Source organism: Streptomyces sp. 17_S59, from assembly GCF_056930295.1.
In genome coordinates, this window is record NZ_JBXOWD010000001.1 from 2715537 (window position 1) to 2737152 (window position 21616).

Consider the following 21616-nt stretch of genomic DNA (forward strand, 5'->3'; position numbering starts at 1 on the left):
CGGGCTGAATTTCAGCCCGTCCGGCGTTTGAGGACCAGGGGGCCTCAGCCGTCCAGCTGACCGATCGTGGCGATCGACGGGCCGCGCGTCGCGGACAGCTCCCGCGCCACCCCTTCCGCATCGCGCAGCACCCGCACCGCATTCCGCCACGTCAGCTTCGCCAGGTCGTCCTCCGACCAGCCCCGCCGCAGCAGTTCGGCGACGAGGTTGGGGTAGCCGGCCACGTCGGACAGGCCCTCGGGGGTGAAGGCCGTGCCGTCGTAGTCGCCGCCGATGCCGATGTGGTCGATGCCGGCGGCCTCGCGCATGTGGTCGAGGTGGTCCGCGACCGTCGCGACCGTGGCCCGCGGCCGCGGGTTCGCGGCCTCGAAGGTGCGGTGCACGGCCATGCCCACGGCCGTGGTGTCCAGCGGGTGCAGGCCGTTGGCCCGCATGTTCGCGTCCGCGGCCCGCGTCCACGCGATCGCCTCGGGCAGGATGAACTTCGGTACGAACGTGGCCATGGCCACGCCCCCGTTCGCGGCGAGCGCGCCCAGCACGTCGTCGGGCACGTTGCGCGGATGGTCGCAGACCGCACGCGCGGAGGAGTGCGAGAAGATCACCGGCGCCTCGGTGACCCGCAGCGCGTCCCGCATGGTGCCGGCCGAGACGTGGGAGAGGTCGACGAGCATGCCGATGCGGTTCATCTCGCGGACGACCTCCTCGCCGAAGCGCGTCAGTCCGCCCGCCGCGGGCTCGTCGGTCGCCGAGTCGGCCCACGGGATGTTGTCGTTGTGGGTGAGCGTCATATAGCGGACGCCCAGCCGGTGCAGGGCGCGCAGCGTGGCCAGCGAGCAGTTGATGCTGTGGCCGCCCTCGGCACCCATGAGCGAGGCGATGCGGCCCTCGGTGCGCGCCGTCTCCATGTCGTCGGCGGTGAGGGCGAGCCGCAGGTCGGCCGGGTAGCGGTCGACGAGCTGCCGCACGATGTCGATCTGCTCGAGGGTCGCGCTGACGGCCTCGTCCCCGGACATGTCCGTACGGACGTACACGGACCAGAACTGGGCCCCCACCCCGCCCGCGCGCAGCCGCGGCAGGTCGGTGTGGAGGTCGGCGCTCTGGTCGGTGGCGATGTCGCGCCGGTCGAGGTCGTAGCGGACCTGCTCGCGCAGCGCCCAGGGGAGGTCGTTGTGACCGTCCACGACCGGGTGCGCGGTGAGGAGTTCGCGGGCGCGGGACAGGTGGTCGGGGGTCACGTCGTTCGCTCCGCTCACTCCGCTCACTTCCCGAATCCGAAGCCCGTGGCGCCCTCGGTCCTGGCGCGCAGCCGCCTGCCCTTCTCGGTGGCCTGCTCGTTCAGCTCGTCCTGGAACTTGCGCATCCGCTCCATCAGTCCGGCGTCGTGCGCGGCGAGCATCCGCACGGCCAGCAGGCCGGCGTTGCGGGCGCCCGCGACGGACACCGTGGCGACCGGCACCCCGGCGGGCATCTGCACGATGGACAGCAGGGAGTCCATGCCGTCCAGGTACTTCAGCGGCACCGGCACCCCGATCACCGGCAGCGGGGTGACCGAGGCCAGCATCCCGGGCAGGTGGGCGGCGCCGCCCGCGCCCGCGATGATCGCCTTGAGCCCGCGGCCGGCCGCCTCCTCCCCGTACGCGACCATTTCGCGCGGCATCCGGTGCGCGGAGACGACGTCGGCCTCGTAGGGGATCTCGAACTCGTCCAGGGCCTTGGCCGCGGCTTCCATCACGGGCCAGTCGGAGTCGGAGCCCATGACGATGCCCACCAGGGGAGAGCTGGTCATTCGGTGATCGTTCCTCGCAGGTATCCGGCGGCGTGGCGGGCGCGCTCCAGCACGTCCTCCAGGTCGTCGCCGTAGGTGTTGACGTGTCCGACCTTGCGGCCGGGCTTGACGTCCTTGCCGTACATATGGATCTTCAGGCCAGGGTCGCGGGCCATGCAATGAAGGTACGCGGAGTACATGTCGGGGTAGTCGCCGCCGAGCACATTGGCCATGACGGTCCACTTGGCGCGCGGGCGCGGGTCGCCGAGCGGCAGGTCGAGCACGGCGCGGACGTGGTTGGCGAACTGCGAGGTGATCGCGCCGTCCTGGGTCCAGTGGCCGGAGTTGTGGGGCCGCATGGCCAGCTCGTTGACGAGCACCCGCCCGTCGCGCGTCTCGAACAGCTCCACGGCGAGGTGGCCCACCACGCCCAGCTCCTTGGCGATCTTCAGCGCCAGCTGCTGGGCGTGTGCGGAGAGTTCCCCGGACAGCTCGGGCGCGGGGGCGATGACGGTGTCGCAGATGCCGTCCACCTGGACCGACTCCACGACGGGGTAGGAGACGGCCTGGCCGTGCGGGGAGCGGACGACGTTGGCCGCCAGCTCGCGGACGAAGTCGACCTTCTCCTCGGCGAGTACGGGCACGCCCGCGCGGAACGGCTCGGCGGCCTCCTTCGCGTCGCGCACGACCCAGACGCCCTTGCCGTCGTAGCCGCCGCGCACCGTCTTCAGGACGACGGGGAAGCCGTCGGTCTCCGCCGCGAAGCGCTCGACGTCCGCGGGATCCTCGACGATGCGGTGCCGTGGGCAGGGCACCCCGATCTCGTCGAGCTTCGCCCGCATCACGCCCTTGTCCTGGGCGTGCACCAAGGCGTCGGGCCCCGGGCGGACGGGAATTCCGTCCGCCTCCAGGGCCCGCAGGTGCTCGGTGGGCACATGCTCGTGATCGAAGGTGATCACGTCGCAGCCTTGTGCGAAGGCACGAAGGGTGTCCAGGTCGCGGTGGTCGCCGATGACGACCTCGCTCACCACCTGGGCCGCCGAGTCCTGCGGAGTATCGCTGAGCAGCTTGAACCTGATGCCGAGGGGGATGCCCGCCTCGTGGGTCATACGGGCGAGCTGGCCGCCGCCGACCATGCCGACTACCGGGAACGTCACGCCCCCAGAGTATCCGTACGCACGAACCACTCCGTCCGTCACTGGACGATCCTCCAAGCAAGGAGAAGCGGATCTTCTGTCCGAAAGGCCGTGGACGTCTGGCCGATAAGGACCGAAAAGCGTGCGTTGGCCGACCGTTAACCGACTCTCCAGGTTGCGGGCGCGGCCCGCTGGTTAGCATGAACGGCATGACTCAACGGCGCACAGTGCGTTCCCGGCTGGAGCGGCTGGCCCGCGAAATCGCGAAGTTCGGCGCCGTGGGCGCCATCGGATTCGTGGTCAACTTCATCGTCTTCAACCTCTGCCGGCACGAGTTCCACCTGGCCGTCGTCCGCTCCGGTGTCATCGCGACCGCCGTCGCGATCGCCACCAACTACATCGGCAACCGCTACTGGACCTACCGTGACACCGACAAGAACCGGCGCAGCCGCGAACTGACCCTGTTCCTGCTGTTCAGCGGAGTCGGCATGGTCATCGAGAACGGGATCCTGGCGATCTCGTACTACGGCCTCGGCTTCACGTCCCCGCTCGCGAACAACATCGCCAAGAACGTCATCGGGCTCGGCCTCGGCACGGTCTTCCGCTTCTGGTCCTACAGAACGTGGGTGTTCCGTGCGCTTCCGGCCCGCGCGGCCGTCGAGACCGCCGAATCGTTCCTGGCCGAGGCGGATGCCGCGGCCGGAGCCGACGGGCGCGTGCACGCGCGCAAGTGACCCGGGCGTCCGCTCCGTCCTCCGAGCCCCTCCGGCCTCAGCCGTCCGAGAGGTCCGCTCCCCGGCTGAGGAACAGGGCGAACACCGGCGGGTGCTGCTGCAGCAGCTCCAGCCGTCCCCCGTCCGCCTCGGCCAGGTCGCGGGCGACCGCCAGCCCCAGCCCCGTGGAGTTGCGCCCGCTGACCGTGCGCTCGAAGACCCGTGAGCCCAGGTCCACCGGCACACCGGGCCCCTCGTCGGAGACCTCCACGACGGCCTGGTTGCCGGTGACGCGGGTGCGCAACGCGACCGTCCCGTCCCCGTGCATCAGCGAGTTCTCGATCAGCGTGGCCAGCACCTGGGAGACCGCGCCGGGGGTGCCCACGGCCCGCAGACCCGGCTTGCCGGAGGTCACCAGGGCCCGGCCCACGGCCCGGGCGGCGGGCCGCCACTCCTCGATCTGCTGCTTGATGACCTCGTCGAGGTCGAAGGTGACCGCGGAACCGGTCTGCGGGTCGCGGGAGTTCGTCAGCAGCCGCTGGACGACGTCGGTGAGCCGCTCCACCTGGGTGAGGGCGATCGTCGCCTCCTCCTTGACCGTCTCCGGGTCGTCGGTGAGCGTGATCTCCTCCAGCCGCATGGACAGTGCGGTCAGCGGCGTCCGCAGCTGGTGCGAGGCGTCGGCGGCCAGCCGCCGCTCGGCCGTCAGCATCCGGGCGATGCGCTCGGCGCTCGAGTCCAGCACGTCCGCGACCCGGTCCAGCTCGGGGACGCCGTAGCGGCGGTGGCGGGGCCGGGGGTCGCCGGAGCCCAGCTTCTCGGCGGTCTCGGCGAGGTCGGTGAGGGGCGCGGTGAGCCGGTTGGCCTGACGGACGGCCAGGAACACGGCCGCGACGACGGCCAGCAGGGCCACGGTGAGGATCACCAGCAGGGTGCGGCCTACCTCGCGGCTGACCGTGGAGCGGGACTCCTCCACGTGCACGGTCTCGCCCTGCTCGCCCTTCTGGGTCGCCGTGATGACGCCGCCCTCGGGCCGGGTGCCGATCTCGATGGCGGCCCGGCCGGGGATGTCGATGCGGGCGTACCGCTCGGGGGTGATCTGCTCCTGCAGCACCCCCGACTCCACCCGCTCGCCGCCGACCAGCCGGCTGTCGACGATGCTGACCAGGCGGACGGCCTCGGACTGCACGCTCTCCTGGGCGCTGCTCTCGATGGTGCGGGTCTCGACGATGACGAGCGAGATGCCGAAGACGGCGATCACGACGAGCACGACGGCAAGCGTGGAGTTGATGAGTCGGCGGCGCACGGTGTCCTCCGGGCGGGGTGGTACGTGGGCGGCCCGGCGGGCCCGGCAGGCCGGGACCTGCCCCGGGGCCGGAGGGTCAGCTCTTCTCGAAGCGGAAGCCCACGCCACGGACGGTGGCGATGTAACGCGGGTTCGCGGCGTCGTCGCCGAGCTTCTTCCGCAGCCACGAGATGTGCATGTCGAGGGTCTTGGTGGAGGACCACCAGGTGGTGTCCCACACCTCGCGCATCAGCTGGTCGCGGGTGACGACCCGGCCCGCGTCGCGCACCAGCACCCGGAGGAGGTCGAATTCCTTCGCGGTGAGCTGGAGTTCCTCGTCGCCCATCCAGGCGCGGTGCGACTCGACGTCGATGCGGACGCCATGGGTGGCCGGAGGCTGCTGGTGGGACTCGACGGTGCCGCGCCGCAGCAGGGCCCGTACCCGGGCGAGCAGCTCGGCCAGCCGGAAGGGCTTGGTGACGTAGTCGTCGGCGCCGGCGTCCAGACCGACGACGGTGTCCACCTCGTCCGCGCGGGCGGTCAGCACCAGCACGGGGAAACCGTGGCCCTCGGTGCGCAGCCGGCGGCAGACCTCCAGTCCGTCCATGCCGGGCAGCCCGAGGTCGAGGACGAGCAGGTCCACACCTCCCTGGAGGCCGGCGTCCAGCGCCGTCGGACCGTCTTCGCGTACCTCCACCTCGTACCCTTCGCGGCGCAGAGCGCGTGCGAGCGGCTCCGAGATGGAAGCGTCATCCTCGGCGAGCAGTACTCGGGTCATGGAGTGATGGTAGTCCGCTCGGGCGCACGTCAGAGGTGTCCTCGGGGCTACCTGCGGCAACACTTCACCGAAAGTGCTATCACCTTCGAATATGTGTGATCGGTTCCAGGGTCACCTGTGATCCATGTCTCAACACCCTCCTTATCCGGCCAGGGTGTGCCGTATGGTGACCGGACGTCTGTAGCACTACCGAGGGACCTTCGGCATCTCCGACGCGCCGGAGGTTTCTTTTGTGCGCAGGGCCGGACACCCCGGACCTGATACAGAGTGAATGACCTGTCGGCCGGGTCCGCCGCGCGAAGGTGCGCGGGGGCGTGGATCCCGGTGTACGGCCGTCCTGCCGGCCCCTCGTCCGAGGGACCGAACCCCTCGGGCATGGGGGCGGGCGGTGCGGTACCCGGTGCCGGCCAACCCCCACCCGGGCGCTCCCTTGCTCCACCGCGCGTCCCGAGAACCCCTAGGAATGACCATGGCGTCCAGCCTGACGAAGGACGCGGCCGCTCAGGAGAAGACCTCTCCGGAGCGCGGCGGCAGGACCTTCTTCGGCCACCCCTTCGGCCTGGCCCCGCTCTTCATGACCGAGATGTGGGAGCGCTTCTCCTACTACGGCATGCGGGCTCTGCTCGTCGTCTACCTGATCTCCGGCGGCCCCGATGCCAAGCCGGGGAGCCAGGGCGGCGGCCTGGAGATGCTCAAGGCCGACTCGGTGGCCATCTACTCCGTCTACGTCGCCATGGTGTACCTGCTCGCCATGCCCGGCGGCTGGTTCGGCGACCGCGTCTGGGGACCGCGCAAGACGGTCACCATCGCGGCCAGCACGATCATGGCCGGTCACCTGGCCCTGGCCATCCCCGGCAAGCCGACCTTCTTCGCCGGCCTGGCGCTGGTGGCGATCGGCTCGGGTCTGCTGAAGTCCAACATCTCCACGATGGTCGGCCACCTCTACGACGGCCCGACGGACCCGCGCCGCGACGGTGGCTTCACGGTCTTCTACATCGGCATCAACATCGGTGCCTTCGCCGCCCCGCTGGTCATCGGTACCGTCGGCCAGGAGGTCAACTGGCACCTGGGCTTCGGCATCGCCGCCGCCGGTATGGCGCTGGGTCTGCTGTTCTTCCTGTGGGGCACCCGCCACCTCGACCCGAAGAGCAGCGTCGTCCCCAAGCCGCTGACGGCCGAGGAGCGCAAGGCGACCCTCATGAAGGCCCTGCTGTGGCTCGGCGTCGCGGCCGTCTTCTACGGCGTCGTCGGTGGCACCGGTCACTTCACCATCAACTGGGCGCTGGTCCCGATCGCCCTGGTGGGTCTGATCGTCCCGATCACGGTCCTGGCGCGCATCAAGCGCGACAAGGACCTCACCCCGGTCGAGCAGACCAAGGTCAGCGGCTACATCTGGTTCTTCGTCGCCGCCGCCGTCTTCTGGATGATCTTCGACCAGGCCGGCTCGACGATGTCGACCTTCGCCGAGACGAAGACCGCCGACAACGTCTTCGGCATCCACTTCCCGTCCACCTGGTTCCAGTCGGTCAACCCGCTCTGGGTCATGGCGCTGGCCCCGGTCTTCGCCTTCATGTGGGTGTCGCTGGCCAGGCGCAACCGCGAGCCCAGCACCACGGTGAAGTTCGCCATGGCGATGGTCCTCATCGGTGCCTCGTTCTTCGTCTTCGCCGTCCCGATGGGCATGGCCGAGGGCGGCAAGACGGTCAGCCCCGCGTGGCTGCTGGCCATCTACATGATCCAGACGATGGGCGAGCTGTGCCTGTCCCCGGTGGGCCTGTCGCTCACCACGAAGATGGCGCCGCAGAAGTACGCCAGCCAGATGCTGGGCGTGTGGTTCCTCGCCGTCACCGCCGGTGACTGCATCATGACCCTGCTGGCCACCGCCAAGGTGGACCTGGACGGCACCGGCGTGATCATCGGACAGGCCGCGGCCGCGACCCTCGCGGGCGTCGCGGTGTGGATGTCCCGCAAGAAGATCGAGGGCCTGATGGGCGACGTCCACTGACGTTCCCCTCGCCTCACGTACGAAGGCCCCCGGCGCATGGCGCGCCGGGGGCCTTCGCGCGTTCCCGGCCGTGCCGGGCGGGCGGTCACGGGGGCGGCGCGGATCCGGGACCGTCCCCCGGGACGAACCAGGGCAGCACCGGCGGCCCCTCCGCCCCGGGGGCCCGTGCCGCGGGCGCGGCCGGGCGCCGCGGCCACAGGCGGTCGACGACTGCCATCCCGGCGCGGAAGACCGCCAGCGGTACGACCGTGGCCAGCAGGATCCAGAACAGCGTCACCCCCCAGGGCCTGCTCACGTCCCACGGCTGCTCGACGAGCACCTTGTCGCCGTACTTCAGCGACACCAGGTAGTCGCCGTACGCGCCTGCCGCCAGCTCCACGTCCAGCGAGACCCGCTCCTTGTGCCCGGCGGCCACCGTGCCGCGCCAGGGGCGGTCCTCCCAGGACGGGGCGAGCACGCCGTGCGCGACGCCCAGCCGGAAGACCGGGTCCTTCGCCGGGCCCGTCCCCAGGTTGGCGACCGTCACCACGAGCCGGCGGCCGGGAGGTGCGCCGAACCACGTCAGCAGCCCGCTTGAGCCCTCCAGCCGGGCGTCGAGCACGCTGAGCCGCTCGCCGCCGGTCTGCTGCGGCAGCGGGGCGGACGGATGGCCCGTGATGACGAGCGGGGCGTCGGCGGCCGCCGGGTCGCCCGTGACGGTCGCCACGTGGACGACGCAGGGGCACGGCTTGGGGGGCTCGGCGACCGGGATGCCGCTGCGGAAGGTGCCGTCGGCGGCCGTGGTGACGGTCCGGCCGTCGGCGTTGGCGCAGTCGTTGGTGCCGCCGGTCATGTTCTGGCCGCAGACGAGCAGGGTGAGCAGGGTGCGGGGCCGCCAGCCGCGGCCGGTCACGGTGACGCTGCCGCCCTTGGGGGCGTCGGGGCGGTCGACGGCGGCGGTGGGGACGTCCGCGGCCTTCCCTGCGGCCGCCGCGGGGGAAGCCGTCGGCAGCAGGACGAGCAGGGCCGCCAGGACGGCGGGCCACACCCGGGCCGGTGCCCCGGCCCTCACGGGCGCGCCCTCCGGCGGCGCACCAGCCGCGCCGCCGTGCCTGCCGCGGCCAGAGCGGCCGCCCCGCCCAGGGCGGGCAGGAGCCAGGGCAGCGGCGCGTAGGAGCCGGACGCGGCGGCACGGGTGCCGTCCTGCGCCGTGGCGCTGACGCTGACCCTGACCCGGTCCAGCCGCGGGGCGCCCGGCCACCGCCGGCTGAGCCGCACGGTCCGGCCCGGCGGCAGCTCGGCGGGCGCGGCGGCCGGGGTGGGCCGCAGGACCTCGCCGAAGAGCCCCTCGGCGCGGATCGTCAGCCGCGGGGCCAGGGCGGTGTTGCCCCGGTTGACCAGTGCGTAGTGGATCACCGTGCCGCCGCCCGAGCCCGTCACCCGCACCTGCTCCACCGAGAGCGCCGAGAGCCTCGGCCCGCCGACCCGTACGGCCATGGGCACCCGCACCAGCCGTCCGGCCCCCGTCGCCTCGACCGCCGCGGAGTGGTCGCCCGGCGCCGCCCCCGCCGGGACGGTCACGGTCAGGGGGACGTCGGCGCGGGTGCGGGGCGGCACGTCCACGCGCCGCGCGGCGAGGGAGATCCAGGGGCCGGTGCCGTGCAGCTCGACGGTCTGCGGGCGCCCGCCGGGGTTGACGACCGAGAGCTTGTCCCGGAACACCGTGCCGGGCACGCCTTCCAGGTAGAAGGCGGCCCGGTCCCCCGCCGCCGGTCCCTGCCCGGTCCGGCCGCCCGCGGGCCCTGCGGTCCAGGGCGGGGCCTCGGCGGCGGCCGCGGGCACGGCGGGCGGCAGGACGGCGGAGGCGGCCAGCGCCGCCGCGGCGAGCGCGGGCGGCCGTGGCGTACGCGACGGGCGAGGCGTCATCGGCGGCTCCCTGGGGGGGTGGGCGTACACGGGGTCAGCCGGTGGTGCGGCGCCTCCGGGTGAGCCAGAGGGTGCCTGCGATGCCCGTGAGGAGCACGGTGCCGCCGAGGGTGCCGAGGGCGACGGCGGAGTCCGAGGGCCCGGTCTGCGGCAGCTGGCCGCCGCCGGTGGAGGACGAGCCGCCGGTGGACGAACCGCCGGTGGAGGACGAGCCGCCTGTCGAGCCCGCGGTGGAGCCGCCCGTCGAACCGCCGGTCGAGCCGCCCGTCGAACCGCCAGTGGAACCGCCGGTCGAGCCGCCCGTCGAGCCCGCGGTGTCGCCGCCGGTCGAACCACCGGTCGAGCCACCGGTGGAGCCGCCGCCCGTCGAGCCGCCCGGGCCCTTGACGTCGAGGGTGAGGGAGGGCTTGGGGTTGTTGGTGGGCTCGCAGGTGGTCGTGGTGCCCAGGGCGAGGATCGTGAGGGTGGAGGCGGTGAAGGTGACCTGACCGCTCTTCTTGGGCGTGTACGTGCCCGACAAGTCGTTGATCTTGATGGGGGTGTTGGCGGGTATCGGCTCGTCGTTGGCGGGTCCGGAGACCGCGACCGTACCGGAGTCGGCGCCGCCGAGCTTGATCACGGCACTCGGCTTCATTGCGCCCTTGCCGAGTTCGACGGGGCTGGAGGAGACGCCCTTCTGGAAGGACATCGTGAGCTTGTACGCGTCACCGCTCTGTGCGGCCTTGATGTCGATGGGCGAGACGGCGCTCTTGTCCCCGATGGGGGTCTTGCAGTGGTAGTTGACGTCGACGGTGTCGGCGTGCGCGGCCGGGGCGGCCAGCAGAATCGTGCCCCCGGCCAGAGCCGCCGAGACCGCGAGCGCGCCGCGGCGGCGCACGGGATGGCGTGGAGTGCGGGACACCTGGGGTTCCCCTCTCGTCCGGTGCCGCAGCCGAAAGTTACTGACGACACATCAGATCGGACGCCGAAGGTACGCCCGGGACCGTGGAGAGGGAAGGCCGAGAACGCGCCGCGCTGATTCCGGCCGCCGGTCCGCTACGACGGACCGGCCAGCTCCGCCCAGACCGTCTTGCCGGCCACGCCCTCGTGCCGGACGACCCCCCAGTCGAGGCAGAGCCGCTGCACGATGAACATGCCGTGCCCGCCGGGCCGCCCGGCCCGGTGCGGGGTGCGCGGGGCGGGCGTGCCGGCGCCGAGGTCGGACACCTCGAGCCGCAGCACCTTGCCGGTGCGACTGACCCTCAGCTCCTCGGGGCCGTCGGCGTGCAGGCACGCATTGGTGACCAGTTCGGACACGACCAGCAGCACGTCCTCCGCGGCCGCCCGGTGGTCGGCCGTCAGGGCGGGCAGCCAGCCCCAGTCGTGGAGCGCCTGCCGGGTGAAGTCGCGGGCGAGCGGAACGGCGCCGCCGACCCCGACCAGGCGCAGCCGGCGGGCCTGCCCGCCGGTCTGTGGAGAGCCGGCCGAGGCACCGCCCCCCGACTCCGGACCGGGGTCGTCCGGCGGGGGGCACGCCCGGGTGGTGCTCATCAGCGCTTCACCTCACCGATTCACCGGTTGGAACACGGACACATGCAACGGATTCAGCGGGTCTCCTGCCCGGCGAATACGTGAGAACACCCACGGATCCGGCGCGGGGCCTGTGACACAGGCAACGGAGATTCTTCGATTCTTCGGCGGCTCTTCGACCGGCTCAGTCGGCGAGCGCCGAGTCGAGCGTGTCGTGCACGGTGAAGACGGCTCCCGCGCCCGTGATCTCGAAGACCCGGGCGACGACGGGCGTCATCGCGGCGAGGTGAATCGCGCCACCCGCGGCCTCGGCCTTCAGCCGGGCGCCCAGCAGCACGTTCAGCCCGGTGGAGTCGCAGAACTCCAGCTTCGAGCAGTCGACGACCACGCGCGCGTCGCCCTCGCGGACACAGCCCTCGAGCGGTTCGCGCAGCAGCTCCGCCGTGTGGTGATCCAGCTCACCCTCCGGCGACACGACCGAACTCGCACCATGGCGCCGGACGCCCACATGGAGCCGGCCCCGGCTCGCGTTGCCGACCATCCCGCGATCCATGCGCTTCCCTTCGTGCCTTTGTGATGTGCCCGCGTGGCGCAGGAAAACCCTACGCCTCCCTTACGCCCCTGTGGAAGCCGAAGTTCCGTCATATACGGACAGACTGGGACATACATCACTTGCCACGGGACGGCAAAGACCGGTAGGGCTAGAAGGGACACATCCACCACGACGGCTTCGGAGGCGCCGCAAACCGCAGCAAAAGGGTCACGGCATCGGCAGCCATATGCCGAGAATGATGGAGGAGACCATGTCACCCCGGCTCGACGAACAGCACTTCGCAGCCGTTCCGGACGCCCCGGAGCCCGGCGAGGCCGCTTCGTCGGCGATCCCGCACCAGTTCACCCCCGACAGCACTCCGCACAGCGCCCCCGGCCTCGCCGGGCTCCCGGAGATCCCCCCGTTCGACGAAGTGGGACCCGTCGACGCGCGTGCGCTGTCCAAGACACTCTTCGCCCGCCTCGGCTCGCTCGAGGAGGGCACGCACGAATACGCGTACGTCCGCAACACCCTGGTCGAACTCAACCTCGCGCTGGTGAAGTTCGCGGCCACCCGGTTCCGCTCCCGCAGCGAGCCGATGGAGGACATCATCCAGGTGGGCACCATCGGCCTCATCAAGGCCATCGACCGCTTCGAGCTGACTCGCGGCGTCGAGTTCCCCACCTTCGCGCTGCCGACGATCATCGGTGAGATCAAGCGCTTCTTCCGCGACACCAGTTGGTCGGTGCGCGTGCCGCGCCGCCTGCAGGAACTCCGCCTCGACCTGGCCAGGGCGGGCGACGAGCTGGCCCAGCGGCTCGACCGCTCGCCCACCGTCGCCGAACTCGCCGAGCGCCTGGGCATCCCCGAGGACGAGGTGCTCGAGGGCATGACCGCGAGCAACGCGTACACCGCCAGCTCGCTGGACGCCCAGGCCGACGAGGACGACACCGAGGGCGCGCTCTCGGACCGCATCGGCTACGAGGACCACAGCCTCGAAGGCATCGAGTACGTGGAGTCCCTCAAGCCGCTGATCGCCGAACTCCCCCAGCGCGACCGCCGAATCCTCTCCCTCCGCTTCGTGGCGAACATGACGCAGTCGGAGATCGGCGAAGAGCTGGGCATATCGCAGATGCACGTCTCACGGCTGCTGTCGCGCACCCTGGTGCGGTTGCGGCGAGGGCTGCTGAGCGAGGAGTAGCCGGCCGCTGCGGAAGCCGCCGGGATCAGGGATCACCACACTGTGTGCCGCACGGGACTTCTCCCGTGCGGCGCAGTGTGTTCGAGGGGGTCAGAGCGCGCGGGCGCCCCGCTGCCAGACCGCCGAGACGAGCGGCACGCCCGGCCGGTAGGCGAGGTGGACGTGGCTGGGCGCGTCCAGGAGGGCGAGGTCGGCGCGGGTGCCCGGGGCGAGGCGGCCGATGTCGGTGCGGCGAAGCGCCGCGGCACCGCCCGCGGTGGCGGACCAGACGGCCTCGTCGGGGGTCATGCCCATGTCCCGTACGGCCAGCGCAATGCAGAAGGGCATGGAACTGGTGAAGGACGAGCCCGGATTGCAGTCCGTGGAGAGGGCGACTGTGACGCCCGCGTCCAGGAGGCGGCGGGCGTCCGGCCACTGGGCGCGGGTGGAGAACTCGGCGCCGGGCAGGAGCGTGGCCACGGTCGAGCCGCTGGCGAGCGCGTCCACGTCGGCGTCGGTGAGGTGGGTGCAGTGGTCGGCGGAGGCCGCGCCGGTCTCCACCGCGAGCTGGACGCCCGGCCCGTGCCCCAGCTGGTTGGCGTGGACGCGGGGAACCAGGCCGCGCCGCGCGCCCGCCTCGAGGACCGCGCGGGCCTGGTCGCCGTCGAAGGCGCCCTTCTCGCAGAAGACGTCGACCCAGCGGGCGTGCGGGGCGCAGGCGTCGAGCATCTCGCCGGTGACGAGGGCGACATAGGCCGCGGGGTCGTTGGCGAACTCCGGGGCCACGATGTGCGCGCCGAGGTAGGTGACCTCGTCCGTGTGCGCGGCGGCGATGCGCAGGGCGCGGGCCTCGTCGTGGGTGGTCAGTCCGTAGCCGGACTTGGTCTCCAGGGTGGTGGTGCCCTGGCGGAGGGCCTCGCGGAGGTAGCGCAGGAGGTTGGCCTCCAGCTCCTCGTCCGTCGCGGCGCGGGTCGCGGCCACCGTGGTGCGGATGCCGCCCGCGCTGTAGCTGCGGCCGGACATCCGGGCGTTGAACTCGGCGGTGCGGTCGCCCGCGAAGACCAGGTGGGAGTGGGAGTCAACGAAGCCGGGGAGGGCTGCCCGGCCCGCCGCGTCGACGGCGTTGTCAGTGGCGGGTGCTTTGCTGGACTCACCGATCCAGGCGATGCGGTCGCCGTCGATGACGACCGCCGCGTCCTGGATCAGGCCGAGGGGGCCTTCGCCGAGGGAGGGGTCGTTGGTGACGAGACTGCTGATGTTGATGATTGCCGTGCTCATGCTTACTCCGGTCCTCGGCGTCAGCCGCGCAGGGCGGCGATGGAGTCGGCCAGGGCCCGGGGCACGTCCGCTACGAGCTGGTGCACCCCGTCCCGTACGACCTGCCGGCCGCCGACCACGGTGTGGCGGACGTCCGCGCCCGTCGCGGCGAATACGGCCGTCTCGGCGCCCAGTCGCGGCGGCGGGCCCGCGGTACGCACGGAGTCCAGTGCGACGGTCGTGAAGTCGGCGAGCGCGCCCGGCTCGATGCGGCCCGCGTCGGACCAGCCGAGGGAGGCGTGACCGTCGGCGGTGGCGGCGCGCAGCAGGGCGGCCGCCGTCCAGTGGCCGCGGGTGCGGGTGCGCAGCCGCTCGTCCAGCTCCATGGCCCGGGCCTCTTCGAACAGGTCGATGACGGCGTGGCTGTCGCTGCCCAGGGAGAGCGGGCTGCCCGCCTGCTGGAGCCGGACCGCGGGGCCGATGCCGTCGGCGAGGTCCCGCTCGGTGGTCGGGCACATGCAGATGGTCGAGGCCGCGCCGCCGAGGAGGGCGATGTCCTCGTCGGTGAGGTGCGTGGCGTGCACCGCGGAGGTGCGCGGGCCGAGCACGCCGTGGTCGGCCAGCAGCCGGGTGGGGGTGCAGCCGTGCGCCGCGAGGCAGGCGTCGTTCTCGGCGGTCTGCTCGGACAGGTGGACGTGGAGGGGGGCCTCGCGGTCCCGCGCCCAGTCGGCGACGGTGGCCAGCTGGTCCGCGGGCACGGCGCGCACGGAGTGCACGGCCGCGCCGATGCGGGCGTGGTCCGCGGGCTTGAGCGCCTCGGCGCGCTCGGCCCAGGCGTCGGCCGTGCCGTCGGAGAAGCGGAGCTGGTGGTGGTTGGGGGGCTCCCCGAAGCCCGCGGAGAAGTAGGCGGTGTCGAGGAGGGTGATGCGGATGCCGGCTTCGGCGGCGGCCGCCATGAGGGCCTCGCCCATGGCGTTGGGGTCGGCGTAGGGGGTGCCGCCGGGGGCGTGGTGGAGGTAGTGGAACTCGCCCACGCAGGTGATGCCGGTGAGGGCCATCTCGGCGTAGGCGGCGCGGGCCAGGGCGAAGTAACTCTCGGGGGTGAGCGTGTCGGCTACGCCGTACATGACCTCCCGCCAGGTCCAGAATGAATCCGGCACCTGGCTCGTTCCCCGCGCGGGCGGGGGTGATCCAGCGTGGCTGTGGGCGTTTGCCAGCCCTGGAAGGGCTGAGCCGGGTGCCGCCTGCACGACACCGCGCAGGGCTCGGTGGAAGCAATGGGAATGGGCGTTCGCGAGCCCCGGCAGGGTCAGCCCCCGCAGGGTCTCCGCGCCGGGCGGGGGCGTGGCGACGCCCGTGCGGACGGCCGTGATCACGCCGTCCGCGACGTCGACGGCCACGCCCGGCTCGACGCGGGTGCCGAGCCACGCGTGCTCGGCCCAGTAGGTCACCTGCACGCGAGGCCCTCCAGTACGTCGGCGAGTGCGGTCACCCCGGCCAGGCAGTCGTCCTCGGCCGCCGTCTCGGCGGGCGAGTGGGAGACGCCGGTGGGGTTCCGTACGAACAGCATGGCAGTGGGGATCACCCCGGACAGGATCCCGGCGTCGTGTCCGGCGCCCGTGGGCAGCACGGGGGCGCCGCCCAGGAGTTCGGCCAGCTCGTCGCGGAGGCCGTGGGCGAACTCCACGACGGGGGTGAAGGACTCGCGGGTGACCCGGACCTCCACTCCGTCGCGGCTGCCGCGCTCGACGGCCGCCCGCTCGATCTCGGCGACGACGGCCGCCAGGGTCTCCTCGTCGGCCGCGCGGGAGTCCAGCCAGCCGCGCACGAGGGAGGCGATGGCATTGACGCCGTTCGGCTCGACGCCGACCTTCCCGAAGGTGGCCAGGGCGCCGGCGAGGTGGGCCTTCTTGCGGGCGGCCAGCACGGTGTTGGCGTAGGTCAGCATCGGATCGCGACGGTCCTCGATGCGGGTGGTGCCGGCGTGGTTGGCCTCGCCGTGGAAGTCGAACCGCCAGCGGCCGTGCGGCCAGATGGCGGAGGCGACGCCCACGGGGTGCTCGGTGTCCGCGAGGGCGCGGCCCTGCTCCACGTGCAGCTCGACGAACGCGCCGATGCGGGCGAGGCGTTCGGGGTCGGGGCCGATGGCCTCCGGGTCGTACCCGGCGCGCTCCATGGCCCGGGCGAGGGAGATCCCCTCGGCGTCCAGGAGGGCGTGGGCCTTGTCGCGGGTGAGCTGTCCGGCGGTCAGGCGCGAGCCGACGCAGGCCAGGCCGAAGCGGGCGCCCTCCTCGTCGCCGAAGTTGACGACGGCGAGGGGGCGGGTCGGCCGGGCGCCGCGGGCCCGGAGTTCGTCGAGGGCGGCGAAGGAGGAGACGACGCCGAGGGGGCCGTCGAAGGCGCCGCCGTCGGGGACGGAGTCCAGGTGGGAGCCCGTCACGACGGCGTCGCCGGCGGTGGGGTCGCCGAGCCAGGCCCACTGGTTGCCGTTGCGGTCGGTCTCGTAGGCCAGGCCGCGGGACTCGGCCTGGGCGCGGAACCAGGACCGGCAGTCGGCGTCGGCGCCGGTCCAGGCGAAGCGGCGGTATCCGGCGCTTTCGGGGTTCCGCCCGATGGGCAGGAGGTCGCGCCACATCTCGTGGAAGGAGGCGGGATTTTCCCCCGCCCCGCCCCTTCCCGAAACTGGGGGCTCCGCCCCCGGACCCCCGGTCCTCAAACGCCGGACGGGCTGATTCTTCCCCGGAACGGGGACAGCGCCGCTCACGCGCCGTCACCCTCCCGCATCGGGATGCGTACCCCGCGCTCGCCGGCGACCGACTCCGCGATGTCGTACCCGGCGTCGACATGCCGGATGACGCCCATGCCCGGGTCGTTCGTCAGGACGCGGCGGATCTTCTCGCCCGCCAGCGCCGTGCCGTCGGCCACCGTCACCTGACCCGCGTGGATGGAGCGGCCCATGCCCACGCCGCCGCCATGGTGCAGGGAGACCCAGGAGGCGCCCGAGGCGACGTTCACCATCGCGTTGAGCAGCGGCCAGTCCGCGATCGCGTCGGAGCCGTCCAGCATCGCCTCCGTCTCGCGGTAGGGCGAGGCGACGGAGCCGCAGTCGAGGTGGTCGCGGCCGATGACGATCGGGGCGGACAGCTCGCCGCTCGCGACCATGTCGTTGAAGCGCTCGCCCGCACGGTCGCGCTCGCCGTAGCCGAGCCAGCAGATACGGGCCGGGAGGCCCTGGAAGTGCACGCGCTCGCCGGCCATCTTGATCCAGCGCGCGAGGGACTCGTTCTCGGGGAAGAGGTCGAGGATGGCGCGGTCGGTGGCCGCGATGTCCTTCGGGTCGCCGGACAGGGCCGCCCAGCGGAAGGGGCCCTTGCCCTCGCAGAAGAGGGGGCGGATGTAGGCCGGTACGAAGCCGGGGAAGTCGAAGGCGCGGGTGTAGCCCGCGAGCTGGGCCTCGCCCCGGATGGAGTTGCCGTAGTCGAAGACCTCGGCGCCCGCGTCCTGGAAGCCGACCATGGCCTCCACGTGACGCGCCATCGACTCGCGCGCCCGGAGCGTGAAGTCGGCCGGCTTCTCGGCGGCGTAGGAGGCCATGTCCTCGAAGGCGACGCCGAGCGGGAGGTACGCGAGGGGGTCGTGGGCGGAGGTCTGGTCCGTCACGATGTCGATGGGGGCGTTCATGGCGAGCAGCTGCGGCACCAGCTCGGCGGCGTTGCCGAGGACGCCGATGGACAGCGGGCGCCGGGCGTCCCGCGCCTCGACGGCGAGCTGGAGCGCGTGGTCGAGCGAGCCGGCCTTGACGTCCAGGTAGCGGTGCTCGATGCGGCGCTCGATGGCGCGCGGGTCGCAGTCGATGCAGATCGCGACGCCGTCGTTCATGGTGACGGCGAGCGGCTGGGCGCCGCCCATGCCGCCGAGGCCGGCGGTCAGGGTGATCGTCCCGGCCAGCGTCCCGCCGAACTTCTTCGCCGCGACGGCCGCGAAGGTCTCGTACGTGCCCTGGAGGATGCCCTGGGTGCCGATGTAGATCCACGAGCCGGCGGTCATCTGCCCGTACATGGTGAGGCCGAGGGCCTCCAGCCGCCGGAACTCCTCCCAGTTGGCCCAGTCGCCGACCAGGTTGGAGTTGGCGATGAGGACGCGCGGCGCCCACTCGTGCGTCTGCATCACGCCCACCGGGCGGCCGGACTGCACCAGCATGGTCTCGTCCTGCTTGAGCGTGCGCAGGGTGCGGACCATGGCGTCGAAGGAGTTCCAGTCGCGGGCGGCCTTGCCCGTGCCGCCGTAGACGACGAGCTTGTCGGGGTGCTCGGCGACCTCCGGGTCCAGGTTGTTCTGGAGCATCCGCAGCGCGGCTTCCTGCTGCCATCCCCGGGCGCTCAGCTCGGTGCCTCGCGGCGCTCGCACGGGTCGCGGTCCTGACATGGGCCCTGCCTCCCTGGCTCGTTCTCCCACGTTCTTGCCTGAAGAACACAGCTTGAATAGAACACTGCACAGTCTGGGGGGCGTGAATAGTGCTAGTCAACAGGTGGCGTGGCGCCGTCCTCCGCCCGGTCTTCGGCAGCGGCCAGGTCCGCCAGCCGGACCGGATGGGCGAGCGGGCGGCGGTCGAACGCCTCCGGGTCGGCGAGCGGGGCGCCGAGCAGGCCCGCGGCGAGGTCGGCCGCATTGCGCCCGCAGATCCGCCCCTGGCAGGGGCCGAGCCCCACCCGGCAGGTGAGCCTCAGGGAGCGGACGCCGTCGGCCCCGCGCCCCAGGACGGCCTCGCGCAGCTGCCCGTACGTCACCTCCTCGCACCGGCAGACGAGCGTGTCCTCACGGAGCCAGGTGTGCCAGCCGTCCCCCGGCGGGTAGGCCGCCGCGAGCGCGGCCGACAGACGGCGCCCGGACCGGACGCGCGCCTCGGCGGCCGCCGTGCGCGCCGGGTCGGGGGGCGTACCAGTCAGTCCGGCGGCCGCCGCCAGCCCCGCCAGTTCGCCCTCCGCCGCGGCGGCCGCCGCCTCCGCGGCGCCGGTGACGTCACCGGCCGCGTACACCCCGGGCACGGAGGTGGCCAGGCGGGGGCCGGTCACGACGCGGCCGCCGCGGACCAGGCAGCCTGCGGCGAGGGGCAGTTCGAGCCGGGGGGTGCGGCCGTGGCCGACGCAGAGGGCGTCCACCGGTCCGATCACCCGCTCGGTGCCGTCGACGATCCGCCACCGCGCGTCGAGCCGGGCGACGGTGACGGCCTCCAGCCGGTCGTCGCCGTGCGCGGCGACCACCGCCCGGCGGAAGCGGTGGGGCACGCCGTGCCGGGCCAGTTCGGCGGTGTACGAGCCGAGTTCGGCGAGCCTGCCGGGGCCGCCGTCGCGCAGCGCCGCCACGGAGGTGCGCAGCCTGCGGGACGGATTCCCGGCCTCGTACACCCCCGCCACCCGCGCCCCCGCGCCCAGCAGGGCGGAGGCCACCGGCAGCAGGAACGGGCCCGTGCCCGACACCACGACCTGCCGTCCGACCGCCGTGCGCTGGCCCTTCGCCAGCGCCAGCGCGGCGCCCGCCGTGACGACCCCCGGCAGGTCCCAGCCGGGGAACGGCAGCACCCGGTCGTACGCGCCCGGGCACAGGACCAGCGCATCGGCGCGGAGCGTGCGGACGCCGCGCCCGGCGGCGTCGGCGGGGCCCTGCTGGAAGCGCACGAGGTGGCTGCCGGGCCGGGGTCCCGGCTCCAGGGCCCAGACGGTGGCGCACGCCAGGTGCTCGATGCGCGGTTGCGCGGTGACCGCGCGCTCCAGCGGGTGCGCGCGGGAGGAGTGCGGTCCGGTGTGCGGCTGCTGCCGGTACGGGCCGCCCACGCGGGGCGCGCCGTCGACGAGCACCACGCGCACCCCGGCGCGCGCCGCGGCGAGGGCGGCCGCCACCCCGGCGGGGCCGGCGCCGATCACGACGACGCGCGGAGGCGCGCTCACGGGCGGCCCCGGGGGCCGGGCGGGCCCGGTTCGGGCTCCGGCTCGGATTCCGGCTCCGGCTGCCGTTCCGGTCCCGGAGCGGGCAGGCGCGGGCCGTGCTGGGTCTCGATGCGGTCGCCGTCGGACAGCTCGCGCAGGCAGGCGCGGACGTCGGGCAGGCCGTTGACCACGACCAGGCAGTCGTGACAGACCCCGATGCCGCAGAAGACGCCGCGCGGGCGGCCGCCGTCACGCGTGGTGCGCCAGGACGGGCGGCCGGCGGCCAGCAGCAGCGCCGCCACCGTCTGGCCCGGCCGGGCCAGGTGCGGCACGCCGTCGACGTGCACGGTCAGGGGCATGCGTTCTCCTCTCCGAGGGCTAGGGGGTGCCTGTGCTGGCCCATCAGGCACCCCCTAGCCCCGGGCGGTCGACCCGGTAGGGCGCCGGGTCCAGCAGCGGCGGCTCCCCCGTGAACAGCTGCGCGAGGAGTTCGCCGGTCGCGGCGGCGAGGCCGGCGCCCGCGCCCGCGTGGCCGGCCGCGTGCCACAGGCCGGGGCGGCGCGGATCCTCGCCGATCACGGGAAGGCCGTCGGGGGTGCACGGGAGGAAGCCGCCGTACGCGCGCACGACCGGGACGTCCGCCAGCACCGGCAGCAGCGCCACGGCCCCGCGCGCGAGCCCCCGCAGCGCCTCGCCGTGCAGCGCCCCGGAGGGCCCGGCCCGCGGCCGGCCCGGCCCGATCAGCAGCGTGCCGGCCGGGGTCGCCCCGACCGTGATCACCGTGCGGAGTCCGGCCTTCGCGCCGCCGGCGCCGTACGCCCTGCCGTACACGGTGTGCCTGACCGTGCCCGCCGGCAGGGGCGCGGTGACCAGCACCGTGCCGTGCCGACGCGGCACCGGCAGGGGTGCGCGGGCCAGCGCGGCGAAGGCCTCGGCCCACGGGCCGCACGCGTTGACGACCGCCCCGCAGGGCACTTGGCCCCGGTCGGTGCGCACGCCCACGACCCAGCCGTCCGCGCCGGTCTCCACGCCGAGCACCTCCACCCCGGTGCGGACCTCCCCGCCGCGCGCCCGCACGGCCGCGAGCAGGGCGGTCGCCGCGAGCACGGGCTGGACCCGGGCGTCCTCCGGGTAGTGCACGACGGCCCGGACCCCGGGCGTGAGGCAGGGCTCGTACGCGGCCGCCGCGCCGGGCGGGAGTTCCCTGGCGTCGACGCCCGCCGCGCGCTGGGCGGCCGCGAACTCCCGCAGGGCCGCGGCCTCGTCCTCGCCGGTGGCGACGGCCAGGCCGCCCCGCGGCTCGTACTCGCAGGCGGCGCGGGGGCCGAGTTCCTCGCGCAGGGCGGCGAGCAGGACGGGCCAGCGGCGCAGGGAGGCCCGGGCGAGGGCGAGGCCGGGGCCGGGGGGCCGGTCGGAGACCAGCAGGCGGCCCTCGCCGCAGGCGGTGGCCCCGCCGGTGGTCGGGCCGCGGTCGAGGACGAGCAGCCGGACCCCGCGCCGTGCCAGTGCCTCCGCGCAGGCTGCGCCGATGATTCCGCCGCCGACGACCACGACGTCGACGCCTTCCCGTAGAACGCGCATGCGTCGCACCGCCGTTCCCCAGAGACGGCCGCGAAGCTAGCCGCCG

Annotated in this window: 19 protein-coding genes and 1 pseudogene; 3 read left to right on the forward strand and 17 right to left on the reverse strand. The window is 73.4% G+C overall.

What is annotated here, in order from left to right; translation table 11 throughout:
• Window positions 1-44: 44 nt before the first annotated feature.
• The 3 genes from AC1Z4A_RS11945 to AC1Z4A_RS11955 are packed head-to-tail and all read right to left on the reverse strand — an operon-like array spanning window position 45 to window position 2901.
• Window positions 45-1253 (reverse strand): dipeptidase, encoded by a 1209-nt coding sequence (locus tag AC1Z4A_RS11945; RefSeq protein WP_483678078.1) that lies wholly within the window; start codon window positions 1251-1253, stop codon window positions 45-47.
• A gap of 5 nt (window positions 1254-1258) precedes the next feature.
• Window positions 1259-1786, reverse strand: coding sequence for a 5-(carboxyamino)imidazole ribonucleotide mutase (purE, locus tag AC1Z4A_RS11950; protein WP_483678080.1), 528 nt, complete (start codon window positions 1784-1786; stop codon window positions 1259-1261).
• A complete protein-coding gene (locus AC1Z4A_RS11955) occupies window positions 1783-2901 on the reverse strand; it encodes a 5-(carboxyamino)imidazole ribonucleotide synthase (protein WP_483683571.1) in 1119 nt (372 codons plus the stop codon). The genes purE and AC1Z4A_RS11955 overlap by 4 nt, the downstream gene beginning before the upstream one ends.
• 209 nt (window positions 2902-3110) lie before the next feature.
• Between AC1Z4A_RS11955 and AC1Z4A_RS11960 the strand changes: the two genes are divergently transcribed.
• On the forward strand, window positions 3111-3635 hold the full coding sequence (locus AC1Z4A_RS11960) for a GtrA family protein (RefSeq protein ID WP_483678082.1): 525 nt from the start codon (window positions 3111-3113) through the stop codon (window positions 3633-3635).
• A 37-nt stretch (window positions 3636-3672) separates the two neighbouring features.
• Here AC1Z4A_RS11960 and AC1Z4A_RS11965 read toward each other — a convergent pair whose 3' ends face one another.
• Window positions 3673-4920 (reverse strand): ATP-binding protein, encoded by a 1248-nt coding sequence (locus tag AC1Z4A_RS11965; protein WP_483678084.1) that lies wholly within the window; start codon window positions 4918-4920, stop codon window positions 3673-3675.
• A gap of 76 nt (window positions 4921-4996) precedes the next feature.
• Window positions 4997-5677 (reverse strand): response regulator transcription factor, encoded by a 681-nt coding sequence (locus AC1Z4A_RS11970; protein WP_483678086.1) that lies wholly within the window; start codon window positions 5675-5677, stop codon window positions 4997-4999.
• A 469-nt stretch (window positions 5678-6146) separates the two neighbouring features.
• On the opposite strand from AC1Z4A_RS11970, the gene AC1Z4A_RS11975 reads away from it, so the two are divergent.
• Complete coding sequence (locus AC1Z4A_RS11975) at window positions 6147-7682, forward strand: peptide MFS transporter (protein WP_483678088.1); 1536 nt, start codon at window positions 6147-6149, stop codon at window positions 7680-7682.
• 85 nt (window positions 7683-7767) lie between these two features.
• Here the strand turns inward: AC1Z4A_RS11975 and AC1Z4A_RS11980 are convergent, their stop codons facing one another.
• The 5 genes from AC1Z4A_RS11980 to AC1Z4A_RS12000 form a co-directional block, all read right to left on the reverse strand.
• Complete coding sequence (locus AC1Z4A_RS11980) at window positions 7768-8733, reverse strand: hypothetical protein (RefSeq protein ID WP_483678090.1); 966 nt, start codon at window positions 8731-8733, stop codon at window positions 7768-7770.
• A complete protein-coding gene (locus tag AC1Z4A_RS11985; RefSeq protein ID WP_483678091.1) occupies window positions 8730-9587 on the reverse strand; it encodes a COG1470 family protein in 858 nt (285 codons plus the stop codon). Before AC1Z4A_RS11985 ends, AC1Z4A_RS11980 begins: the two co-directional genes overlap by 4 nt.
• Window positions 9588-9621: 34 nt before the next feature.
• Window positions 9622-10488 (reverse strand): LPXTG cell wall anchor domain-containing protein, encoded by an 867-nt coding sequence (locus AC1Z4A_RS11990; RefSeq protein WP_483678094.1) that lies wholly within the window; start codon window positions 10486-10488, stop codon window positions 9622-9624.
• 134 nt (window positions 10489-10622) lie between these two features.
• Window positions 10623-11117 carry an ATP-binding protein gene (locus tag AC1Z4A_RS11995; protein WP_483678096.1) on the reverse strand — a complete coding sequence of 165 codons (495 nt, stop codon included), beginning with the start codon at window positions 11115-11117 and terminating at the stop codon, window positions 10623-10625.
• Window positions 11118-11280: 163 nt separating this feature from the next.
• Window positions 11281-11649: an STAS domain-containing protein gene (locus tag AC1Z4A_RS12000; RefSeq protein ID WP_483678098.1), complete on the reverse strand. Its 369-nt coding sequence runs from the start codon at window positions 11647-11649 to the stop codon at window positions 11281-11283.
• A 250-nt stretch (window positions 11650-11899) separates the two neighbouring features.
• Here AC1Z4A_RS12000 and AC1Z4A_RS12005 point away from each other — a divergent pair, with 250 nt between their 5' ends.
• Window positions 11900-12829 (forward strand): RNA polymerase sigma factor SigF, encoded by a 930-nt coding sequence (locus AC1Z4A_RS12005; RefSeq protein WP_483678100.1) that lies wholly within the window; start codon window positions 11900-11902, stop codon window positions 12827-12829.
• A gap of 90 nt (window positions 12830-12919) precedes the next feature.
• On the opposite strand, the gene hutI is transcribed toward AC1Z4A_RS12005, so the two are convergent.
• The 7 genes and pseudogenes from hutI to AC1Z4A_RS12040 all read right to left on the reverse strand — a co-directional run bounded on the left by hutI (window position 12920) and on the right by AC1Z4A_RS12040 (window position 21570).
• The gene (gene hutI, locus AC1Z4A_RS12010) at window positions 12920-14086 is read right to left on the reverse strand and encodes an imidazolonepropionase (protein ID WP_483678102.1); all 1167 of its coding nucleotides are present in this window, start codon (window positions 14084-14086) and stop codon (window positions 12920-12922) included.
• Between the two features lie 20 nt (window positions 14087-14106).
• Window positions 14107-15522: a formimidoylglutamate deiminase gene (locus tag AC1Z4A_RS12015; RefSeq protein ID WP_483678104.1), complete on the reverse strand. Its 1416-nt coding sequence runs from the start codon at window positions 15520-15522 to the stop codon at window positions 14107-14109.
• The gene (locus AC1Z4A_RS12020; RefSeq protein ID WP_483678106.1) at window positions 15513-16700 is read right to left on the reverse strand and encodes an allantoate amidohydrolase; all 1188 of its coding nucleotides are present in this window, start codon (window positions 16698-16700) and stop codon (window positions 15513-15515) included. The genes AC1Z4A_RS12015 and AC1Z4A_RS12020 overlap by 10 nt, the downstream gene beginning before the upstream one ends.
• Before the next feature lie 125 nt (window positions 16701-16825).
• Entirely contained in the window at window positions 16826-18490 is a 1665-nt protein-coding gene (gene hutU / locus AC1Z4A_RS12025; protein WP_483678109.1) for a urocanate hydratase, read from the reverse strand.
• A gap of 92 nt (window positions 18491-18582) precedes the next feature.
• A complete protein-coding gene (locus AC1Z4A_RS12030) occupies window positions 18583-20010 on the reverse strand; it encodes an FAD-dependent oxidoreductase (protein WP_483678111.1) in 1428 nt (475 codons plus the stop codon).
• A gap of 92 nt (window positions 20011-20102) precedes the next feature.
• Window positions 20103-20348 (reverse strand): annotated as a pseudogene (locus AC1Z4A_RS12035) ((2Fe-2S)-binding protein); the annotation flags it as partial.
• Window positions 20349-20391: 43 nt separating this feature from the next.
• Entirely contained in the window at window positions 20392-21570 is a 1179-nt protein-coding gene (locus AC1Z4A_RS12040; RefSeq protein ID WP_483678112.1) for an NAD(P)/FAD-dependent oxidoreductase, read from the reverse strand.
• Between the last annotated feature and the right edge of the window lie 46 nt (window positions 21571-21616).

Bases quoted from the DNA above. Each gene is read 5' to 3' on its own strand.
- AC1Z4A_RS11985 (WP_483678091.1), bottom strand. From the start codon at position 9,587: ATGACGCCTCGCCCGTCGCGTACGCCACGGCCGCCCGCGCTCGCCGCG.
- hutI (WP_483678102.1), bottom strand. From the start codon at position 14,086: ATGAGCACGGCAATCATCAACATCAGCAGTCTCGTCACCAACGACCCC.
- AC1Z4A_RS11970 (WP_483678086.1), bottom strand. From the start codon at position 5,677: ATGACCCGAGTACTGCTCGCCGAGGATGACGCTTCCATCTCGGAGCCG.
- AC1Z4A_RS12005 (WP_483678100.1), top strand. From the start codon at position 11,900: ATGTCACCCCGGCTCGACGAACAGCACTTCGCAGCCGTTCCGGACGCC.
- AC1Z4A_RS12000 (WP_483678098.1), bottom strand. From the start codon at position 11,649: ATGGATCGCGGGATGGTCGGCAACGCGAGCCGGGGCCGGCTCCATGTG.
- AC1Z4A_RS11995 (WP_483678096.1), bottom strand. From the start codon at position 11,117: ATGAGCACCACCCGGGCGTGCCCCCCGCCGGACGACCCCGGTCCGGAG.
- AC1Z4A_RS12040 (WP_483678112.1), bottom strand. From the start codon at position 21,570: ATGCGCGTTCTACGGGAAGGCGTCGACGTCGTGGTCGTCGGCGGCGGA.
- AC1Z4A_RS11975 (WP_483678088.1), top strand. From the start codon at position 6,147: ATGGCGTCCAGCCTGACGAAGGACGCGGCCGCTCAGGAGAAGACCTCT.
- AC1Z4A_RS12020 (WP_483678106.1), bottom strand. From the start codon at position 16,700: ATGTGGCGCGACCTCCTGCCCATCGGGCGGAACCCCGAAAGCGCCGGA.
- AC1Z4A_RS11960 (WP_483678082.1), top strand. From the start codon at position 3,111: ATGACTCAACGGCGCACAGTGCGTTCCCGGCTGGAGCGGCTGGCCCGC.
- AC1Z4A_RS11955 (WP_483683571.1), bottom strand. From the start codon at position 2,901: ATGGTCGGCGGCGGCCAGCTCGCCCGTATGACCCACGAGGCGGGCATC.
- hutU (WP_483678109.1), bottom strand. From the start codon at position 18,490: ATGTCAGGACCGCGACCCGTGCGAGCGCCGCGAGGCACCGAGCTGAGC.
- purE (WP_483678080.1), bottom strand. From the start codon at position 1,786: ATGACCAGCTCTCCCCTGGTGGGCATCGTCATGGGCTCCGACTCCGAC.